The following is a 19,919-nucleotide window of genomic DNA, read 5'->3' as shown; positions in this document are numbered from 1 at the left end:
GGTGGTGGCGGACCGACGGGGGGAGAACCATGCGCGCCCGTGGGGCTGCACGCGTGACCGGACCCGGGCCGGCGCTGCCGGTCACCGTACTGATTCTGCTGGCCCTGCTGGCCCTGCTGGCCCTGCTGACCGGCTGCACCTCGGCGCCGGAACCCGCCGGAACGGACCGCTGGCGGCCGGAGCCGGGCATCGGCTGGCAGTGGCAGCTCTCCGGCCGGCTGGACCCCACGGTGGACGTCCCGGTGTACGACATCGACGGCTTCGAGCACAAGGCTGCGGCGGTCGCCGATCTGCACCGCCGGGGCCGCAAGGTGATCTGCTACCTCTCCACCGGTGCCTGGGAGGAGTTCCGCCCGGACGCGGGGAAGTTTCCCGCCTCGGTACGGGGAAAGGGCAACGGCTGGGCGGGGGAGCGGTGGCTCGACATCCGCCGCACGGACGTCCTGGAGCCGTTGATGGAGGCGCGGATCGCGATGTGTGCGAAGAAGGGCTTCGATGCGGTGGAGCCCGACAACATGGACGGCTACCGCAACCGCACGGGCTTCCCGCTGACCGCCGCCGACCAGTTGCGCTACAACCGGCTCATCGCCCGTATCGCCCACCGCCATGGACTCGCCGTCGGTCTGAAGAACGACCTCGGCCAGATCCCGGAGCTGGAGCCGGACTTCGACTTCGCGGTCAATGAGCAGTGCGCGCAGTACGAGGAGTGCGAGGCCCTCACACCGTTCGTGAAGGCGGACAAGGCCGTCTTCCATGTGGAGTACGAGCTGCCGGTCGCCCGGTTCTGCGCCGGATCGGAGCGGCTGGGGCTCAGCTCGCTGCGGAAGAGGTACGAGCTGGGCGTGTGGCGCCAGGAGTGCCCGAAGGCCCGCCCCTAGTGCCTCGCTTCCGGACCATGTCCTAACCGAGTGCCAGGCCCACCAGGGCCGCCGTCGCCGCCGTCTCCGCCAGTGCGCCGAAGACATCGCCGGTCACCCCGCCGAAGCGCCGCACACAGTGCCGCAGCAGGAGTTGGGCGACGCCGAGGGCGGCCAGCGCGGCGAGGGCGTGGTGCAGCGCCCCATACCCGCCGAAGAGCGCCCCGGCACCCGCACAGGCCGCGACCACGACGGCCCCGGCCGCCGCCGCGGCCCGGACCGTGACCGTCCCCGCCACCGCCGCACCCAGCCCTTCCGGACGGGCCGCCGGCACGCCCTGACGGGAAGCCAGGGTGAGTGCCAGCCGGGCGGTGACCGCGGCGACGGCCGCCGCCACCGCTCCGTGCGCCCAGCTCTGCCCGTAGAGCTGGTAAAGGACCGCGACCTGGGCCAGCAGCACGAACAGCAGGGTGATCACACCGAATGGCCCAATGTCCGACTGCTTCATGATCCGCAGGGCGTCGTCGGCGGGCTTGCCGCTGCCCAGGCCGTCGGCGGTGTCCGCGAGACCGTCCAGATGCAGACCCCGGGTCAGGACCGCGGGCACGGCGGCGGAGGCGACCGCGGCGAGCAGCGGACCGGAGCCGAGCAGCAGCAACAGACAGCCGGGCACCGCCGCGAGCAGCCCCACCACGAGGCCGGCGAGCGGCGCGCACAGCATCCCGGCGCGGGCGGTCCGGCGGTCCCAGCGGGTGACGCGGACGGGGAGCACGGTCAGGGTGCCGAAGGCGAAACGCAGGCCATGGCTGTTCAGGGAGGTCACGGCGCGCAGGCTAATCGGTGTGACGGGCCGATAGATTGTGCAGAACGCAATAGACCGTGGCAAAAGAGGCTTATCGGGAGTGGGTGGCATGGGTCACTGGTTCGATCAGAACATCGTCGAGCCGGGAAAGCTGCCGCTGCTCCTCGCCCTGGCCGCCTTCGTGCTCACCTTCGCCATCACCCGGGTCATCACGCGGATGATCCGGGCGGGGAAGGGCCCATTCCGCAACATCACGCCCGGCGGAGTGCATGTCCACCATGTGGTGCCCGGAGTGGTGCTGAGCGTCATCGGCGGCTTCGGGGCGGTCGCCAGCGGACGCCAGGGCGTCACCGCGGGGGTCTGCGCGGTGATCTTCGGCATGGGTGCGGGTCTGGTGCTGGACGAGTTCGCCCTGATCCTCCACCTCGACGATGTGTACTGGACCGAGGAGGGCCGCCAGAGCGTGGAGGTCGTGGTCCTCACCGCGGCGCTGGTGCTGCTGGTCCTGGCCGGATTCTCACCGCTCGGCGTGAACGAGCTGAGCAGTGACCAGCAGCAGGGCAGACTCGGCGTCGTCCTGACCCTGGCCGTCAACTTCTGTTTCGTGCTGATCGCCCTGTTCAAGGGCAAGGCGCGGCTCGCGGTCGTCGGCACCCTCGTCCCGTTCGTCGCACTGATCGGGGCGATCCGGCTGGCCCGGCCGACCTCGGTGTGGGCGAAGCGCTTCTACCGCGACCGCCACCGCGCCCGCGCGCGGGCAGTGCTGCGCGCCTACCACCACGATGTGCGCTGGGCGGGCCCGCGCCGCAGATTTCAGGACCTGATCGGCGGCGCACCGGACCGGGTTCCGGCCCCCGTACGCAAGTCCTGATCCCGGCGGCGCAGATACCGGCGCCGGTCCCGGCCGACCGCGACGGCGCAGAGCACGAGCACCGCGGCGATCGCCGCCAGATGCTCCTTGCCGGCCAGGTTGTTCTTGAAGACCACCTCGACCGCCATCGCCACGATCACCAGCGCCCCGGTCAACCAGGCCCGGTAGACGCAGCACACATAGACGGCGACACCGACCACCGCCGCCGACGGACCGGTGTCGACGATCCGGGCGTCGGAGGAGGGCAGTCCGAACAGCCCGTCAGGACCGAGTGCGACGCCGATCCGCGCGTACAGCGTCCCGGCCAGCGTCGCGACGTACGCGATCATGAGCGTGCGCCATCGGCCCAGACAGATCTCGGCGGCCCCGAACACCACCAGGATCTGCGCCAGCGCCCCCCACACCGGCAGATCCGGCGCCGGGACGAACAGCGACAACGGGGTACGCAGCAGGGCCTCCCACAACGGATCCTCGGCCCGCACCGCCCCGAGCCCGCGCACCGCCCCGACCCCCCACCACTGGCGCTGCACCGCATGGAGCAGCGCCGTCAGACAGACCGCGGCGAGCGTCATCGGGACCGCCCGCAGCCGGGAGGCGGCGAGCCCCGCGCGTACGGTCCCCACGAGCGGACCCCATTCGCGGCGAGCCGCTCCGCCCAGCGCGCGTACGGGTCTCATCCACCGGCCCCGAGATGCGAGCGGTGCATCCACTTGGGCAGGCCGGGCGCCTCCAGGAACCCTTCGGCCCGGCCCGCGGCGAGGCCGATGCGCAGGAGGTCGGAGCTCTTCTCGAAGAGCATGAAACGCGGCTCCCAGATCGGTCGGTACTTGGCGTTGGCGCGGTAGAGCGACTCGATCTGCCACCAGCGCGAGAAGAAACTGAGCATGGAGCGCCACAGCCTCAGCACCGGTCCGGCGCCGAGCCGTGAACCCCGTTCGAAGACGGACCGGAACATCGCGAAGTTCAGCGAGACCTGAGTGATCCCGATCTCTTCTGCGCGCTGCAGGAGTTCGATGACCATGAACTCCATCAGGCCGTTCTCGGCGTCCCGGTCACGGCGCATCAGGTCCAGCGAGAGGCCGTTCGGTCCCCATGGCACAAAGCTCAGTACGGCGCGCAACTCGCCGGGCCCGCCGCCCTCTTCGGTGGGCGAGTCGCGGCATTCGAGCATCACGCACTGCCCGTCGGCCGGATCGCCGAGCCGGCCCAGCGCCATCGAGAAGCCGCGTTCGGTCGCCCCGTCGCGCCAGTCGTCGGCGCGCCGCACCAGTTCGGCCATCTCGTCGTCGGGGATGTCGGCATGCCGGCGCACGGTCACGTCGTACCCGGCGCGCCCGACCCGGTTGTACGCCTGGCGGACGGTCCGCATCGCCCGTCCTTCGAGGGTGAACTCGGCGGTCTCCACGATCGCTTCGTCGCCCAGTTCCAGGGCGTCGAGGCCGTGCCGCGCGTAGACGGTGCCGCCCTCCTCGCTCACGCCCATCACCGCCGGGATCCAGCCGTGCTCGCGGGCCTCGGCCAGCCATGGACCGATCGCTCCGGGCCAGGCCTCCGGGTCGCCGATGGGATCACCGGAGGCGAGCGAGACCCCGCCGACCACCCGGTAGGCGACGGCGGCCTTCCCGGTCGGCGACCAGATGACGCTCTTCTCCCGGCGCAGTGCGAAGTAGCCGAGCGAGTCGCGGCCGCCGTGCTTGTCGAGCAGCGCCCGCAGCCGGGCCTCGTCCTCGGGGGTGATCGGGTCGACGGCCCGGCGGGACCGGAACGCCGCGTACACGACGGCGATCAGCAGCAGTGTGGAGAGGATGTTGATGGTGACATTGACCCAGCCGGGCGTGGTGATACCGGGGAAATCGGCGTCATTGGCGGCGACCGAGACCAGCCGCAGGGCGCCGTAGCGCCAGCGGTCCAGGAAGGACGAGAGGTAGCCGTCGTGCGCGGTGTTGGTCAGGGTGACCAGGCCCGCGGCGATCAGCGAGGTGGCCAGCAGTCCGCCGACCGCGACGACGGCGGCCAGCTTCGGGTTGGACCGGTCGCCCTTCGCATAGAACTCCCGCCGGCCGAGGGCGAGCGCCAGGACGAAGACGGCGGTCAGCGCCAGCGAGATCCAGTTCTGCGGGTACTGCCGGACCTCCGGGAACGGGATCACCAGGGCGAAGAGCAGCAGCAGAAGACTGCTCACCACCATGTTCACGATCCAGGCGGCCCGCTTGCGGCGGCGCATGGTGACCGCGAGGAAGAGCGCGACCACCCCGGAGGAGAAGCCCGCGGTGAGCAGGTAGGGGGTGAAGTAGTTCGCGGTGTTGTGACGGCGCAGATCGTTGCCGAGAGTGACCCAGACGGCGCTCAGGAAATTGATGAACGACACGACGCGCAGATACCAGATGGTGAACGCGGCGCCGCGGCGTGACCGGACGGTGCTCGGTGACCGGGTACTGCCCCGCCCGGAATCCTCGGTGGCCAATCGGACCTCTCCCATGAAAAGCGATCATATGGTGCATCGCGCTGCATGAGGGGACTGTGCTGCGGCCGGTGCCAGGGCCTGTCCGGCGGATCATGGCCGGACATGCCCTGGGCGGCCGCAACTCTGCCGGGTCCGTCAGCCGTCGGCCGCGTCGCCGTCCGCGTCGCTTCCGTCGGCCCCTTCGCCGGCGCCGTCCTTCTCGTCGGCGACGGGTGCACGTTCGGGCAGCTCGGCCGCCAGTGCGGCCGCGGCCCGAACAAGCGGAAGTGCGAGCAATGCCCCACTTCCTTCGCCCACGATGACGCCGTGGTCCAGCAACGGGTTGAGTGCCATCCGGTCCAGCGCCTTGGTCTGCGCCGGCTCGCCGCTCGCCTGACCCGCCAGCCACCAGTCCGGCGCCCGGAAGGCCGCCCGCTGACCCACCAGCGCACAGGCCGACGAGACCACGCCGTCCAGAATCACCGGCAGCCTGCGCACCGCGCACTGCAGCAGGAACCCGGTCATCGCCGCGAGATCCGCACCGCCCACCGTGGCCAGCAGCTCCAGCTGATCACCGAGGACCGGCCGGGCCCGCCGCAGCGCGTCCCGGATCGCCGCACACTTGCGCATCCACGCCAGATCGTCGATGTTGGCACCGCCGCGCCCGGTGACCACCGAGGCATCCGTGCCGCACAGCGCCGCGATCAGCGTGGCCGCGGCCGTCGTACCGCCGACGCTCAGATCGCCGAGCACCACCAGATCGGTGCCCGAGTCGGCCTCCTCGTCGGCGATCGCCATGCCGAGACGTACCGCCTGCTCGGCCTCCTCGGCCGTGAGCGCGTCCTCGATGTCGATCCGGCCGCTGCCGCGCCGCACCCGGTGACGTACCACCGACTCGGGCAGCAGCTCGGGGTCGCAGTCCAGGGCGGCGTCGACGATCCGTACCGGTACGGAGAACTGGCGGGCCAGCACGGCGAGCGGAGTCGCACCCTCCAGCGTGGCCCGTACCAGCTCGTACGCACTCCCGGCCGCGCGCCCCGAGACACCCAGTTCGGCAACCCCGTGGTCACCGGCGAAGAGCACCACGCGCGGCTGCTCGATCGCCTTGACCGGTACGGCCTGCTGGGCGGCCGAGAGCCATTCGCCCAGCTCGTCCAGGCGGCCGAGGGCGCCCGGCGGAACGACCAGACGCTCCCGGCGTTCCTCGGCGTCACGCCGTACGCCGCCGTCGGGGCGTTCGATCAGGTCGGAGAAGTCGTCCAGATTCACGGGGGTCTGCCTCGCGGGTCGATACGTGGAGTGGGCCGGTGAGCCCGGCGGCGGGCTCACTGCGGAACAGTACCCGCCACGTTTCTGACACCCGGTCAGTGCGGGGTTCCGCCCCCGAACCGCAGCTGCGTCATCGCGGGCGTCAGGGTCCGCAGCCCCGGGAGCAGCGACTGGATCCGGATCAGCTCGCCCATCGCGCCTCGTCCCCGCGGCAGCCGCAGCGCCCGCACCTCGGTGATCCCCGGGTGCGTGCCGCGCAGCTTGTGGCGCTCGCCGGGGTTCATCGCCCAGCGCATCGGCGGAATGGTCATCGCACCGACCTTCGATGTGCCCGCCACCGTGCCCCTGGCCAGCCAGCGCGCCATCGTGTCCAGCACGAGGATGCCGCCGGGCAGCCGTTCGGCACAGGCTGCCAGGATCCTCCGTACCTCTTTGGGGGGCAGGTACATCAGCAGCCCCTGCGTCGTGACGACAACACCGCGGCCCTCGGGGTCCTCGATCTCGTCCAGCCAGGACAGATCGGTCGCCGACCGGGACAGGGTGCGCAGCCGGTCCGAGGCGGGCAGCAGTGCCCGGCGCAGCTCGGCGACCTCGGGCAGCTCCACGCTCAGCCAGTTCAGCCGGCCGTTGTCGACCCGCCAGAAGCCGGTCTCCAGACCGTCGCCGAGCGCGACCACGGTGGCCTGCGGCCGGTCGGCGAGATACCCCTGCACGGCCAGGTCGAAGCAGCGCGAGCGCAGCCCCTGGGCCTGTGAATGGAACGCGTTCGGCCGCCCGAACCGCTCCTCGAAGGGGTAGTCCAGATCCTCCAGCAGCCGGAGCGCCATCGGATCATCCAGCACGGGATAGGGCTGCCCCGCCTCGTACGCCCGGTTGTAGAGCGTCCACAACAAGGTCTCGGGAACCCCGTTCAGCATCGGTCGCACACGTGCCATGTCCGCTCCTCCTGTTCTCGCGTTTCGTTCCCATGCCCCGGTCAGCCGCGCAGCGTCAGCACCTGTCCGGCCACCACCAGCAGCACCTGTTCGCACTCGTCGGCGAACGCGGCGTTCAACCGGCCCAGCTCGTCGCGGAACCGCCGCCCGGCGGCCGTCGCGGGCACCACGCCCGAGCCGGTCTCATTGGTCACGGCGACGACCGTGCGCCGCGTTCCGCGCACCGCGGCGACCAGCTCGGCGGTCCGCTCCCGCAGCGCGCTCTCGCCGCCGCCCGCCCACGCCGCGTCGTCCCAGGCATCCACCCGGTCCATCGCATCCGTCAGCCACAGCGACAGACAGTCGATCAGCAGCGGAGGCCCGTCCGACTCCAGCAGCTCCGCCAGCTCACAGGTCTCCTCGGTGCGCCAGGCGGCAGGCCTGCGTTCCCGGTGCAGCCCGATCCGGGCCGCCCACTCCTCGTCCCCTTCCCTGCCACCACCGGTCGCCACGTACACCACCTCGGGGAACGTCTCCAGACGCCGCTCGGCCTCCACCGACTTCCCCGACCTGGCCCCGCCCGTCACCAGCGTGCGCCGCGGTGCGGCCGGCACCGAGTGGTACTCGCCCACCACCAGCGTCGTCCCGTCCGGCACGGCCCGCGAGCCGGCCGCCGCGAGCCGCCTGTCCAGCTCGGCGCCGGGCGGTGCGTCATGGTCCAGATGGACGGCGATGATCTCGGTGGTCGGCCCGATCGCCTCGACGGCCCGCAGCCGTGCCACCGAGTCCGGCCGCCCGACCACATCGCCGACCACCATGTCGTACGGCTGGGCCACCCGGTCTGCGAGACCGGAGGGCGCGGCGCCCGGCGGCAGGTAGAGCAGCCGTGCGCCCTCCGGCGCCGTCACCTCGTAACCCGTACCCGGCGCGTCCATCGGCACCGCCCGCACCCGGTGACCGCTGATCAGCGTCAGCTCCCGCCCGTCCGGCACCCGTCCCGCCGGAGGCAGTCCGGCGGGCAGCTCCACGGCGGGCCCGTCGTGCGGATGGGTGAGCAGCACCTGCCGTACGCCGGTGAGCGAGTGCCCCGCACGGGCGGCGGCGAACACGGCCCCCGGGGTGAGATCGAGCAGCAGCGCGTCGTCGACGAGCAGCGCGGTCGCGGCCCGCGAACGCAGCCCGCGGGCGGTGGCGCAGGCGGCGCACGGACATTCGGGCCGCGGCAGCCCGTCGGGGGCTCCGGTGCCGAGCAGAGTCAGTTCCACGCCTCCGATCCTCCCGCGTCCGCGCAACGGGTGCGCGACTTGGGGGTGTCCGGGCGGGCGCAGGACCCGTTCCCGCACTGGTTGGAGGCACTAGGCTGCGGGCAGCAAAGTGACCCAGGAGGCGGACATGGCGTGGACGTGGCGGTTCGAGAAGTCCGACGGTGCGGAGACGGAGCCGGCCCTGCAGCCGGAGGAATTCACGACGCAGGGCGATGCGGAGTCCTGGATCGGTGAGTACTGGAAGGAACTCCTCGACGGCGGGGCGGACCAGGTGACGCTCTTCGACGACACGACGAAGATCTACGGCCCCATGAGCCTCCAGGCCGACCAGGGCTGATCCGCCCCGACGCGTGAGGAGCCGTACGGGCTCGGGCCGGTCTCCGAGCCCGTACGGCTGATGGCCGGGCCCGTACGGCGAAGCACCGGTCTCTCGTTGGGCCGCGACCGGGCCCGTACGGCGACGACCGGGCCGTACGGCGATGCTCATCCTCGTACGGCCGCGACCGGCTCCGTAGGGCTGACGGTCGGGCTCTCGTACGGCGACGCCCCGTTTCGTACGGCCGCGACCGGGCCCGTACGGCGACGGCCGGGAGTCAGATCTCGCCCAGGGTGACCTGCGCCGTCTTCTCCGCCTCGTTGCGCAGATACGTCACCGTGACCTTCTCGCCCGGCTTGTCCGAGGCCAGCGCCTCCGACAGGGACGTGATCGTCGGGACCGGCAGATCTCCGACCTTGATGATGACGTCGCCGACCCGCAGCCCCGCCTTCTCCGCGGCGCCGCCCTTCGTCACGCTGACCAGCGCCACCCCGGCCGGCTGGTAGGTGTCGTCGACGACCGTGCGTCCGGCGATGTTCAGCGCCGCCCGGCCCGAGTCGGTGACCTTGCCGCTCTTGATGATCTGATCGGCGACCGTCTTCACCATCGACACGGGGATCGCAAACCCGATCCCCGGCGCCGCACTGTCACCCATCTGCGAGTCGACCGCCCCCAGCGTCGGGATGCCGATCACCTCGCTGTTCAGGTTGACCAGCGCACCGCCGCTGTTGCCCGGGTTGATCGCCGCCGAGGTCTGCACCATGTTCGCGATCGTCGCGCCCGTGCCACCGCCCACGCGGCTCTCGCTGACGGTCCGGCCGAGCGCCGAGACGATGCCCTGGGTGACGCTGGAGGACAGCCCGAGCGGCGAGCCCATCGCCAGCACGATCTGTCCCACCTCGACCTGCTCGGAGTCACCGAACTTCGCGGCCTTCAGCCCATCCGGAACGCTGTCGAGCTTGATGACGGCCAGATCCTGTTCCGGATAGGCGGCGACGAGCGAGGCCTTCAGAACCTTCTCGCCGGTGGCGACAGTGACCTTGAACGTCTTCTCGTTGCCGACCACATGGGCGTTGGTGACGATATGGCCCTTGGAGTCGTAGATGATGCCGGAGCCAAGGCTGTTGGAGGCGTCGATCTGCACGACCGACGGCAGCACGTTCTTGATCACGTCCTGGTATTCGCTCTGCAGATCGTCTGAGGCCCGGGAAGCGGAGGCCGACTTGGTGGGATCGGCCGCCTGTGAATCGGAGTTCGCGTCCGAGCAGCCGCTCACCAGGGCGACCGTACAGAGACCTGCGGTCAGAGGCAGCAGCAACCGGCGCACACGGCTGCGGGAGTGAGATGCATCCATGTCCGAATTATTGCTATTAACCCTATTGGCGGCCTGTTGGGTTCGGCCAACCGGGAACGGCGCCGGACCACTCCGGCCACCGCCCCGAACGTTCTAGCCCCGTACCCCGCACAGATGCAGCAGTGCGGCCACCCGGCGGTACGGATCCGTCCGTCCGGCCTGGTCCTCCGCGGCCAGCACCCCCTCCAGTTCGTCGGCGGCGGGCAGTTCCACGTCGTTGCTCACGTTGTCCGTGAAGACGCGCACCCCGTACCAGGCGTGCAGGGGCGCCGCGATCCCGGCGAGCGTGGCCGTCAGCGCGTCCAGCCGGTCGGCCCGTACCGTGAGACCCAGCCGGCTGGTGTACGTATCCGTGTCGAAGGCGGCCAGCGCCGCGTCCCAGTTCCCGGCGGTCCCGGGCCGCATCGCCAGCGCATCGGCGTTCCGTACGAGCAGCGAAAGCAGTCCGCCGGGGGCCAGCATCCGGGCCAGACCGGCCAGCATCGCGTCCGGCTCCCGGACATACATCAGCACACCGTGGCAGAGCACCACGTCGAAGCTGCCGGGCAGGAAGTGCACCCCGGTGTCCAGGCCGTCGCCCTCGATCAGCCGGACCCGTTCGCGGATGCCCGCGGGCTCGCTGCCGAGCGCCTCACGGGCCACCCGCAGCATCTCGGCATCGGACTCCAGACCCGTCACGGTGTGACCGGCCCTGGCCAGGCGCAGCGCCTGGGTGCCCTGGCCCATGCCGACGTCGAGGACGCGCAGCCGCTGCCCGACCGGGAAGCGGGCGGCTATCTGCTCGTCGATCTGCCGGGCGACGAGCTCCTGGCGGACGGTGTTGCGCAGTCCGCCGAGCCCTTTCAGCCACACCGAGGAGGCTCCCGAGAATCCGGTGACGGCGACGGCACCGCCCGGCGGGCCGGCGGACGGGCCGCCGGCCGAGCCGGAGAGATCCGTACTCAGGGCCGCTCTCCGCGCTTGACCTGCGGCTTCGGCAGCCGGAGCCGACGCATCTGAAGCGTACGCATCAGGCCGTAGGCGACCGCGCCACGCTTCGGCGTATCGGGGAAGCGCTCGTTCAGCTGCTTCTTCAGGCGGAACGCGAGACCGATCGAGTCGATGACGATCAGCACGATCACGATGAGCCAGAGCAGCAGCGAGATGTTCTGGATGTTCTGCACCTGGATCACGCTGAGGATCAGAATGATCACCGCGAGCGGCAGGAAGAACTCCGCGATGCAGAAACGCGAGTCCACGTAGGCGCGGACGAAGCGCCGCACCGGGCCCTTGTCGCGAGCCGGCAGATAGCGCTCGTCGCCACTGGCGAGCGCCTCACGCTGCTTGGCCATGTCCACACGGCGCGCTTCGCGCTGCCGCTTCACGGCCTCCTTGCGGTCGAGCGGCGCGCCACTGGAGGCACGACGGCGCTGCGACTGGGCATCGCTGCGCTTGGGGGTGGGGCGACCTTTGGGGGACTGCGGGTCGCGGGGCTGCTTGGAGAGGTCCGCCGTCACCTTGCCGGTGGGCGCCTTCTCTTCCTTCGAACGGCTACGGAACACAAGGCCCAAGGGTACGGGTTCGATCGCCGCGACCCCAGGCCGGTCGGGAACGATCCGGCAACGGCCTGCGTCCTCGCAGGTGTCCCCACGGATTCTGCACGGACGTTTCCACCGGTTTCTCCGACCACCACCTACTCCCTGGGCCGGAGCGGTGACCGGGTGCAGTCGTCCTTGGGGAGGAGCACATCTGTGCTCGAACAGTGCGGTAATAGAGGCAGGGCCCGTACTGTGGGTTCTGTTGGAGTGCTGGAGCTCAGTCCGTCAGAAGGGGGCGCGCGAAGCCCATGAGCGGTGTCATGAAGCGTATGGGGATGATCTTCCGCGCGAAGGCAAACAAGGCCCTTGACCGGGCCGAGGATCCGCGCGAGACCCTCGATTACTCGTACCAGAAGCAGCTGGAGCTGCTTCAGAAGGTACGCCGCGGTGTCGCCGATGTGGCGACCTCGCGCAAGCGGCTGGAGCTGCAGCTGAATCAGCTGCAGGGCCAGTCGTCCAAGCTGGAGGACCAGGGCCGCAAGGCGCTCGCGCTCGGCCGCGAGGACCTGGCCCGCGAGGCGCTGTCCCGGCGCGCCGCACTCCAGCAGCAGGTCACCGACCTGGAGACGCAGCACACCACGCTGCAGGGCGAGGAGGAGAAGCTCACTCTCGCGGCCCAGCGGCTGCAGGCCAAGGTCGATGCCTTCCGTACGAAGAAGGAGACCATCAAGGCCACCTACACCGCAGCCCAGGCACAGACCCGGATCGGCGAGGCCTTCTCCGGGATCTCCGAGGAGATGGGCGATGTCGGCCTGGCGATCCAGCGGGCCGAGGACAAGACCCAGCAGCTGCAGGCCCGGGCCGGTGCGATCGACGAGCTGCTCGCCTCCGGCGCCCTGGACGACCCGACCGGGACGGCGAAGGACGACATCGCCGCCGAGCTGGACCGGATCTCCGGTGGTACGGATGTGGAGCTGGAGCTGCAGCGCATGAAGGCCGAGCTGGCCGGCGGCTCCACCCAGCAGCAGGCGATCGAGGGCGGCCCGCAGGACGCGGCGCAGCAGCAGTCGTCGCAGTCCCCGCACAAGTTCGACAAGAGTTAAGGCAGCGTCATGATCGTACGGATCATGGGGGAGGGCCAGGTCGCACTGGCCGACAGTCATCTCGCCGAGCTCAACAAGCTCGACGACGAACTGCTCGCCGAGATGGAGAGCGGCGACGGCCCCGGCTTTCGCTCCACTCTCCACGCGCTCCTCGCCAGGGTGCGCGAGCTCGGCACACCCTTGCCGGACGACTCCCTGGAGCCGTCCGAGCTGATCCTGCCGTCGTCCGACGCGACTCTCGAAGAGGTGCGCGCCATGCTCCGGGACGACGGCCTGATCCCCGGCTGACGCCGGTCGCTCTCCAGCACCCGCACAAGTCCGTGCCCCGTGTCCGGTCCGCCGGACACGGGGCACGGCTGTGTCCGCGGTACGGCACCCCCGGTGTTCTGCGAATTCCGGGCGTTCTGCGCGCTCCGCACCGGTTTCTCCGTACGACCCGGACCGATTCACGCGCGACACGCCGTAACGTAACTTGACGTGACCACCCTCGGAACCGGGGTTCTGCGCGTCCGGCACTGGCTGCGCGACCATCCCCTCGCGCTGGACACCGCGCTCGCCCTGGCCGTACTCGTGGCCATGATCGTCGGGTCGTTCGTCCGCCCGGGCGCACCGAACGGGCACACCTTCGGCACGCGCACGCCCGAGGCGAGCAGTGTGCTCCTGATGGTGCTCGGTGCCGTGGCGCTCATCTGGCGGCGGCGCAATCCCATGGCGGTGCTCGCGGCCACCGCAGGGCTGACGGTCGTCGAGCTGGTGGGATCCGACCCGCCCGCGCCCGTGGTGATGAGCACCGTCATCGCGCTGTACACCGTCGCCGCCCGCACCGACCGGCCCACCACCTGGCGGGTCGGTCTGCTGACCATGGCCGCGCTGACGGCCGCGGCGATGTTCTTCGGTCCGGCGCCCTGGTACAGCCAGGAGAACTTCGGCGTCTTCGCCTGGACCGGCATGGCCGGCGCCGCGGGGGACGCCGTACGCTCCAGGCGCGCCTTCGTCGACGCGATCAGGGAGCGCGCCGAACGGGCCGAGCGCACCCGTGACGAGGAGGCCCGGCGCCGGGTCGCCGAGGAGCGGCTGCGGATCGCCCGCGATCTGCACGACGTCGTGGCCCACCACATCGCCCTCGTCAACGTCCAGGCCGGGGTGGCCGCCCACGTCATGGACAAGCGCCCCGACCAGGCCAAGGAGGCGCTGGCCCACGTCCGGGAGGCCAGCCGCTCCGCGCTCAACGAACTGCGGGCCACCGTCGGGCTGCTGCGTCAGTCCGGCGACCCGGAGGCGCCGACCGAACCGGCCCCGGGGCTCGCGGTCCTCGACGAGCTGGTGGACACCGTCCGGCGGGCCGGGCTCCCGGTCGAGGTGGCCTGCACCGACCGGCGGCCCCCGCTGCCCGCGGCCGTCGACCTGGCCGCGTACCGGGTGATCCAGGAGGCGCTGACCAATGTGCGCAAACACGCGGGCCCCGGGGCGAAGGCCGAGGTGAGCGTCGTACGGGTCGGCGCCACGGCCGAGGTCACCGTGATCGACAACGGCTCGGCCGGGGGCGTCCGCAACGGGGACGGCGGCGGTCACGGCCTCCTCGGCATGCGCGAACGTGTCACCGCACTCGGCGGCTCCCTCACCGTGGGGCCCCGCTACGGCGGCGGATTCCGGGTCCATGCGATCCTGCCCGTCAAGGCCCGCACCGCAGAGCCCGAGGAGCCGGGCGCGGCGGGCCGGACGGGGGAGAACGCATGACACCGCCCATCAAGGTGCTGCTCGTCGATGACCAGGCGCTGCTGCGCAGCGCGTTCCGGGTGCTGGTCGACTCGGAGGCCGACATGGAGGTGGTCGGCGAGGCGGCGGACGGCGCACAGGCCGTGGAACTCGCCCGCTCGACCCGTGCCGACGTGGTGCTGATGGACATCCGGATGCCCGGTACGGACGGACTCGCCGCGACCCGGATGATCAGCGCCGATCCGGAACTGGCGGACGTACGGGTCGTCATGCTCACCACCTTCGAGGTGGATGAGTACGTGGTGCAGTCGCTGCGGGCCGGGGCGTCGGGCTTCCTCGGCAAAGGGGCGGAACCGGAGGAACTGCTCAATGCCATCCGTATCGCCGCAGGCGGCGAGGCGCTGCTCTCGCCGGCCGCGACCAAGGGTCTGATCGCCACCTTCCTTGCGCAGGGCGGCGGTTCGGGCGGTGACGGGCCGAGCGCCGCGGAGTACTCCGAGCGGCTCGCCGCGCTCACCGGCCGCGAACGCGAGGTGCTGGTCCTGGTTGCGGGCGGGCACTCCAACGACGAGATCGCCGAGCGGCTCGTCGTCAGCCCGCTCACCGTCAAGACCCATGTGAACAGGGCGATGGCGAAACTCGGCGCCCGCGACAGGGCTCAATTGGTAGTAATTGCGTATGAATCGGGCCTGGTGCGCCCCAGGGTGGAGTGACGGGTGGAGATACGGCGTACTCCACCTGCGGTATGCGCGGCATAAGAAAGCGACCTTGGGGCGACGCTTTCGGCCTTGTGGATGAGCGATCGTATAGCTGGGCCGGGTCTGTCCCCGAGTCACCCGCCCACCTGCCGCGTAAGCCACAGAAGAGAGACCCACCCATGTCCTGGCTGTCCAGATTCAGCCTCGCGCAAAGGGCCCTGATCGGGCTGATCTCGATCGTCGCGCTCGTATTCGGAGCGATCGCGATCCCGCAGCTCAAGCAGCAATTGCTGCCCACCATCGAACTTCCGATGGTGTCGGTGCTCGCCCCCTATCAGGGTGCGTCCCCCGATGTGGTCGAGAAGCAGGTCGTCGAGCCGCTCGAGAATTCCATCAAGGCCGTCGACGGCGTCACGGGCGTCACCTCGACCGCAAGCGAGGGCAACGCCGTCATCATGGCGTCCTTCGACTTCGGTGACGAGGGCACCAAGCAGCTCGTCGCCGACATCCAGCAGGCGGTGAACCGCGCCCGTGTCCAGCTTCCCGACGACGTCGACCCGCAGGTCATCGCCGGTTCGACGGACGACATCCCGACGGTCGTCCTCGCCGTCACCTCCGACAAGGACCAGCAGGCGCTCGCCGACCAGCTGGATCGCACCGTCGTCCCCGCGCTGGAGGACATCGACGGCGTCGGCCAGGTCGCCGTCGACGGTGTGCAGGAGCTCCAGGTCTCCATCACCCCTGACGGCAAAAAGCTCGCGGCCGCCGGTCTGAACGCCGTGACGCTCTCCCAGGCGCTCCAGGCGGGTGGCGCGACCGTCCCCGCCGGTTCCTTCTCCGAGTCGGGCAAGAGCCGTACCGTCCAGGTCGGCGGCGCCTTCACCTCCGTGAAGCAGATCGAGGACCTGCGGGTCACCGGCCAGAACCCGGCAACGGGCAAGCCCGGCGAGCCGGTCCGCGTCGGTGACATCGCCACGGTGAAGCAGGAGCCGTCCACCGCGGTCTCCATCACCCGTACCAACGGCAAGCCGAGCCTCGCCGTGATGGCCACGATGGACAAGGACGGCAGCGCCGTCGCCATCTCGGACGCGGTCAAGGACAAGCTCCCCGACCTCCGCAAGGACCTCGGCGCCGGCGCCGAGCTGACCGTCGTCTCCGACCAGGGCCCCGCCGTCTCCAAGGCGATCTCCGGTCTGACCACCGAGGGCGCGCTCGGTCTGCTCTTCGCGGTCATCGTCATCCTGGTCTTCCTCGCGTCGCTGCGCTCCACCCTGGTCACCGCGGTCTCCATCCCGCTCTCCGTGGTCCTCGCGCTGATCGTGCTCTGGACCCGCGACCTGTCGCTCAACATGCTCACGCTCGGCGCGCTGACCATCGCGATCGGCCGCGTCGTCGACGACTCGATCGTGGTCCTGGAGAACATCAAGCGTCACCTCGGCTACGGCGAGGAGCGCCAGTCCGCGATCATCACCGCGGTCAGGGAAGTGGCCGGCGCGGTCACCTCCTCGACCCTCACCACGGTCGCCGTCTTCCTGCCGATCGGTCTCGTCGGCGGCATGGTCGGCGAGCTCTTCGGCTCGTTCTCGCTGACCGTCACCGCGGCCCTGCTGGCCTCCCTGCTGGTCTCGCTGACCGTGGTCCCCGTCCTGTCGTTCTGGTTCCTGCGCGCACCCAAGGGCAGCACGGAGAACCCGGACGAGGCCCGTCGCAAGGCCGAGGAGAAGGAAGCCCGCAGCCGGCTCCAGCGGCTGTACGTCCCGGTGCTGCGCTTCGCGACCCGGCGCCGTATCACCAGCATCGTCATCGCCATCGTGGTGCTGTTCGGCACCTTCGGCATGGCCCCGCTGCTGAAGACCAACTTCTTCGACCAGGGCGAGCAGGAAGTCCTCTCCATCAAGCAGGAGCTGACCCCCGGCACCAGCCTGGCGGGCGCCGACGCGGCGGCCAAGAAGGTCGAGAAGCTCCTCGACACCGACCAGGGCGTCAAGGACTACCAGGTCACCGTCGGCTCCTCCGGCTTCATGGCGGCCTTCGGCGGCGGTACGGGATCCAACCAGGCCTCCTACCAGGTCACCCTGAAGGACTCGGCCGACTTCGACGCCACCCAGAAGCGCATCGACGAGGGCCTCGGCAAGCTCGACGGCATCGGTGACACCACCATCGCTGCGGGCGACGGCTTCGGCAGCCAGGACCTGAGCGTCGTGGTCAAGGCCGCCGACGCGGACGTCCTGAAGAAGGCATCCGAAGAGGTACGGGCCGAGGTGGCCGGGCTCAAGGACGTCACCGACGTCCAGAGCGACCTGGCGCAGAGCATCCCGCGCATCTCGGTCAAGGCCAACTCCAAGGCAGCGGACGCCGGCTTCAACCAGACCACCCTCGGCGCGGCCGTCGCCGGAGCGGTGCGCGGCACCCCGTCCGGCAAGGCGATCATGGACGACACCGAGCGCGACGTCGTCATCAAGTCCGCCCACCCGGCCACCACGATGGCCGAGCTGAAGAACCTCTCCCTCGGCCCGGTCAAGCTCGGCCAGATCGCCGAAGTGAAGCTGGTCCCCGGACCGGTCTCGATGACGCGGATCGACGGTCAGCGCGCCGCGACCATCACCGCCAAGCCCACCGGTGACAACACCGGCGCGGTCAGCGCCTCGCTCCAGACGAAGATCAACGCGCTGAAGCTCCCGGACGGTGCCACGGCCACCATCGGCGGTGTCTCCGAGGACCAGAACGATGCGTTCATAAAGCTCGGCCTGGCCATGCTGGCCGCGATCGCGATCGTCTTCATGCTGCTGGTGGCGACCTTCCGGTCCCTGATCCAGCCGCTGATCCTGCTGGTCTCCATCCCGTTCGCGGCAACCGGCGCGATCGGCCTGCTCGTCGTCACCGGCACCCCGATGGGCGTCCCGGCGATGATCGGCATGCTGATGCTGATCGGCATCGTGGTCACCAACGCGATCGTGCTGATCGACCTGATCAACCAGTACCGGACGCAGGGCATGGGCGTCGTCGAAGCAGTCATCGAGGGTGGCCGCCACCGGCTCCGCCCGATCCTGATGACCGCCCTGGCGACGATCTTCGCCCTGCTTCCGATGGCACTCGGCGTCACCGGCGAGGGCGGCTTCATCTCGCAGCCGCTCGCCGTCGTGGTGATCGGCGGCCTGGTCACCTCGACCCTGCTGACGCTGCTCCTGGTGCCGACGCTGTACGCGATGGTCGAACTCCGCAAGGAGCGCCGCGCGAAGAAGAAGGCGGCCAAGCGCGCCAAGAAGGCCGGCCTGCCGGTCCCGGTCGAGGTGGGGGACTCCACCGCCGAGGAGCCGGAGCCCGCGAAGGCGTAACGCAGGGCACGCAATGGCCCCGGCACCGTTTCGACGGTGCCGGGGCCTCTGCATGCCGTTGTCCTCAATCGCCGGACGGGCTGGAAAGTCCAGCCGGTCCGGCGTTTTTCCAGCCTGTCCGGCGATTGAGGACAAAAAGGGGTCCGGGGCTCGCGCCCCGTCACCCGCTACGGCAGCGCCAGCATCCGCTCCAGTGCCAGCTTCGCGTATTTCTCCGTCTCCGGGTCGACCTCGATCCGGTTGACCAGGTTCCCCTCGGCCAGCGACTCCAGCGTCCACACCAGGTGCGGCAGATCGATCCGGTTCATCGTCGAGCAGAAGCACACCGTCTTGTCGAGGAAGACGATCTCCTTGTCCTCGGCCGCGAACCGGTTCGCCAGGCGCCGCACCAGGTTCAGCTCGGTGCCGATCGCCCACTTCGAGCCGGCCGGCGCCGCCTCCAGGGCCTTGATGATGTACTCCGTCGACCCGACATGGTCCGCCGCCGCCACGACCTCGTGCTTGCACTCCGGGTGCACCAGCACATTGACGCCCGGAATCCGCTCACGCACATCGTTGACGGACTCGACCGAGAAGCGCCCGTGCACCGAACAGTGCCCGCGCCACAGGATCATCTTGGCGTTGCGCAGCTCCTCGGCGGTCAGGCCGCCGTTCGGCTTGTGCGGGTTGTAGAGGACACAGTCCTCCAGCGACATCCCCATGTCCCGGACCGCGGTGTTCCGCCCCAGGTGCTGATCGGGCAGGAAGAGCACCTTGCCCGCCGAGGGCTCCCGCTGCTCGAAGGCCCACTCCAACGCCCGCTTGGCGTTGGACGAGGTGCAGATCGTGCCACCGTGCCGCCCGGTGAAGGCCTTGATGTCGGCGGAGGAGTTCATGTACGAGACGGGTACGACCTGCTCGGCGACCCCGGCCTCGGTCAGCACGTCCCAGCACTCGGCGACCTGCTCGGCGGTGGCCATGTCGGCCATGGAGCAGCCCGCCGCCAGGTCCGGCAGCACGACCTTCTGGTCGTCGGTGGTCAGGATGTCCGCCGACTCGGCCATGAAGTGCACACCGCAGAAGACGATGTACTCGGCTTCCGGGCGCGCAGCCGCGTCCCGGGCGAGCTTGAACGAGTCGCCGGTGACGTCCGCGAACTGGATGACCTCGTCGCGCTGGTAGTGGTGGCCGAGGATGAACACCTTGTCCCCGAGCTTCTCCTTGGCCGCGCGGGCACGCTCCACCAGGTCCGGGTCGGACGGGGATGGCAGGTCACCGGGGCACTCGACGCCACGCTCGCTCTTCGGGTCGGCCTCACGGCCGAGCAGAAGCAGGGCGAGGGGCGTCGGCTGGACGTCGAGATCCTGGACGGGGTGGGCCGTGGTCACGTCACGCACCCTTTCTTCTCTGCAGAAAGCCTTTTCGTCTAATTGACGTTATCTATCATATCCGGTTCACGTCACTTTGACGATGGCCATAG

At 70.2% G+C, this 19,919-nt stretch carries 18 protein-coding genes; 8 read left to right on the top strand and 10 right to left on the bottom strand.

The genetic code is table 11. The annotated features are described in order from the left end of the window. The first annotated feature begins 29 nt into the window (after window positions 1-29). Window positions 30-878: an endo alpha-1,4 polygalactosaminidase gene (locus ACGFU7_RS02230; protein WP_393691410.1), complete on the top strand. Its 849-nt coding sequence runs from the start codon at window positions 30-32 to the stop codon at window positions 876-878. A 22-nt stretch (window positions 879-900) separates the two neighbouring features. Here ACGFU7_RS02230 and ACGFU7_RS02225 read toward each other — a convergent pair whose 3' ends face one another. Next, window positions 901-1,680: an adenosylcobinamide-GDP ribazoletransferase gene (locus ACGFU7_RS02225; protein ID WP_393691408.1), complete on the bottom strand. Its 780-nt coding sequence runs from the start codon at window positions 1,678-1,680 to the stop codon at window positions 901-903. Window positions 1,681-1,768: 88 nt separating this feature from the next. Here ACGFU7_RS02225 and ACGFU7_RS02220 point away from each other — a divergent pair, with 88 nt between their 5' ends. Further along, a complete protein-coding gene (locus ACGFU7_RS02220; protein ID WP_393691407.1) occupies window positions 1,769-2,530 on the top strand; it encodes a hypothetical protein in 762 nt (253 codons plus the stop codon). Here ACGFU7_RS02220 and ACGFU7_RS02215 read toward each other — a convergent pair. The 5 genes from ACGFU7_RS02215 to ACGFU7_RS02195 all read right to left on the bottom strand — a co-directional run bounded on the left by ACGFU7_RS02215 (window position 2,473) and on the right by ACGFU7_RS02195 (window position 8,421). Beyond that, window positions 2,473-3,207 (bottom strand): hypothetical protein, encoded by a 735-nt coding sequence (locus ACGFU7_RS02215; RefSeq protein ID WP_393691405.1) that lies wholly within the window; start codon window positions 3,205-3,207, stop codon window positions 2,473-2,475. The two genes, ACGFU7_RS02220 and ACGFU7_RS02215, sit on opposite strands and share 58 nt — an antisense overlap. Further along, the gene (locus ACGFU7_RS02210; protein WP_393691403.1) at window positions 3,204-5,009 is read right to left on the bottom strand and encodes a phosphatidylglycerol lysyltransferase domain-containing protein; all 1,806 of its coding nucleotides are present in this window, start codon (window positions 5,007-5,009) and stop codon (window positions 3,204-3,206) included. Before ACGFU7_RS02210 ends, ACGFU7_RS02215 begins: the two co-directional genes overlap by 4 nt. Before the next feature lie 120 nt (window positions 5,010-5,129). Continuing rightward, window positions 5,130-6,242: a nicotinate-nucleotide--dimethylbenzimidazole phosphoribosyltransferase gene (cobT, locus tag ACGFU7_RS02205; RefSeq protein ID WP_393691401.1), complete on the bottom strand. Its 1,113-nt coding sequence runs from the start codon at window positions 6,240-6,242 to the stop codon at window positions 5,130-5,132. A gap of 95 nt (window positions 6,243-6,337) precedes the next feature. Beyond that, complete coding sequence (locus tag ACGFU7_RS02200; RefSeq protein ID WP_393691400.1) at window positions 6,338-7,177, bottom strand: class I SAM-dependent methyltransferase; 840 nt, start codon at window positions 7,175-7,177, stop codon at window positions 6,338-6,340. 41 nt (window positions 7,178-7,218) lie between these two features. Then, on the bottom strand, window positions 7,219-8,421 hold the full coding sequence (locus tag ACGFU7_RS02195) for a bifunctional adenosylcobinamide kinase/adenosylcobinamide-phosphate guanylyltransferase (RefSeq protein ID WP_393691398.1): 1,203 nt from the start codon (window positions 8,419-8,421) through the stop codon (window positions 7,219-7,221). A 127-nt stretch (window positions 8,422-8,548) separates the two neighbouring features. On the opposite strand from ACGFU7_RS02195, the gene ACGFU7_RS02190 reads away from it, so the two are divergent. Then, window positions 8,549-8,758 (top strand): hypothetical protein, encoded by a 210-nt coding sequence (locus ACGFU7_RS02190; protein WP_393691396.1) that lies wholly within the window; start codon window positions 8,549-8,551, stop codon window positions 8,756-8,758. A 256-nt stretch (window positions 8,759-9,014) separates the two neighbouring features. Here ACGFU7_RS02190 and ACGFU7_RS02185 read toward each other — a convergent pair whose 3' ends face one another. The 3 genes from ACGFU7_RS02185 to ACGFU7_RS02175 all read right to left on the bottom strand — a co-directional run bounded on the left by ACGFU7_RS02185 (window position 9,015) and on the right by ACGFU7_RS02175 (window position 11,632). Next, window positions 9,015-10,091, bottom strand: a complete 1,077-nt coding sequence (locus ACGFU7_RS02185) for a S1C family serine protease (protein WP_393691394.1) — start codon at window positions 10,089-10,091, stop codon at window positions 9,015-9,017. 93 nt (window positions 10,092-10,184) lie between these two features. After that, window positions 10,185-10,943, bottom strand: a complete 759-nt coding sequence (locus tag ACGFU7_RS02180) for a class I SAM-dependent methyltransferase (RefSeq protein WP_393691392.1) — start codon at window positions 10,941-10,943, stop codon at window positions 10,185-10,187. An 89-nt stretch (window positions 10,944-11,032) separates the two neighbouring features. Continuing rightward, window positions 11,033-11,632, bottom strand: coding sequence for a DUF3043 domain-containing protein (locus ACGFU7_RS02175; protein WP_393691390.1), 600 nt, complete (start codon window positions 11,630-11,632; stop codon window positions 11,033-11,035). A 296-nt stretch (window positions 11,633-11,928) separates the two neighbouring features. On the opposite strand from ACGFU7_RS02175, the gene ACGFU7_RS02170 reads away from it, so the two are divergent. The 5 genes from ACGFU7_RS02170 to ACGFU7_RS02150 all read left to right on the top strand — a co-directional run bounded on the left by ACGFU7_RS02170 (window position 11,929) and on the right by ACGFU7_RS02150 (window position 18,460). After that, window positions 11,929-12,711: a PspA/IM30 family protein gene (locus ACGFU7_RS02170; RefSeq protein WP_393691388.1), complete on the top strand. Its 783-nt coding sequence runs from the start codon at window positions 11,929-11,931 to the stop codon at window positions 12,709-12,711. A gap of 9 nt (window positions 12,712-12,720) precedes the next feature. After that, window positions 12,721-12,999: a hypothetical protein gene (locus ACGFU7_RS02165; RefSeq protein ID WP_393691386.1), complete on the top strand. Its 279-nt coding sequence runs from the start codon at window positions 12,721-12,723 to the stop codon at window positions 12,997-12,999. Between the two features lie 189 nt (window positions 13,000-13,188). Continuing rightward, complete coding sequence (locus tag ACGFU7_RS02160; protein WP_393691384.1) at window positions 13,189-14,448, top strand: sensor histidine kinase; 1,260 nt, start codon at window positions 13,189-13,191, stop codon at window positions 14,446-14,448. Beyond that, window positions 14,445-15,140, top strand: a complete 696-nt coding sequence (locus ACGFU7_RS02155) for a response regulator (protein ID WP_393691382.1) — start codon at window positions 14,445-14,447, stop codon at window positions 15,138-15,140. Before ACGFU7_RS02160 ends, ACGFU7_RS02155 begins: the two co-directional genes overlap by 4 nt. A 164-nt stretch (window positions 15,141-15,304) precedes the next feature. Further along, window positions 15,305-18,460, top strand: a complete 3,156-nt coding sequence (locus ACGFU7_RS02150; protein WP_393691380.1) for an efflux RND transporter permease subunit — start codon at window positions 15,305-15,307, stop codon at window positions 18,458-18,460. Window positions 18,461-18,627: 167 nt separating this feature from the next. On the opposite strand, the gene nadA is transcribed toward ACGFU7_RS02150, so the two are convergent. Further along, window positions 18,628-19,836 (bottom strand): quinolinate synthase NadA, encoded by a 1,209-nt coding sequence (gene nadA, locus ACGFU7_RS02145; RefSeq protein WP_393691378.1) that lies wholly within the window; start codon window positions 19,834-19,836, stop codon window positions 18,628-18,630. Window positions 19,837-19,919 lie beyond the last annotated feature (83 nt).

This window comes from Streptomyces sp. NPDC048473 (genome assembly GCF_043200155.1).
Taxonomy (GTDB): Bacteria; Actinomycetota; Actinomycetes; order Streptomycetales; family Streptomycetaceae; genus Streptomyces.
This window is presented reverse-complemented; position numbering and strand designations above follow the sequence as displayed.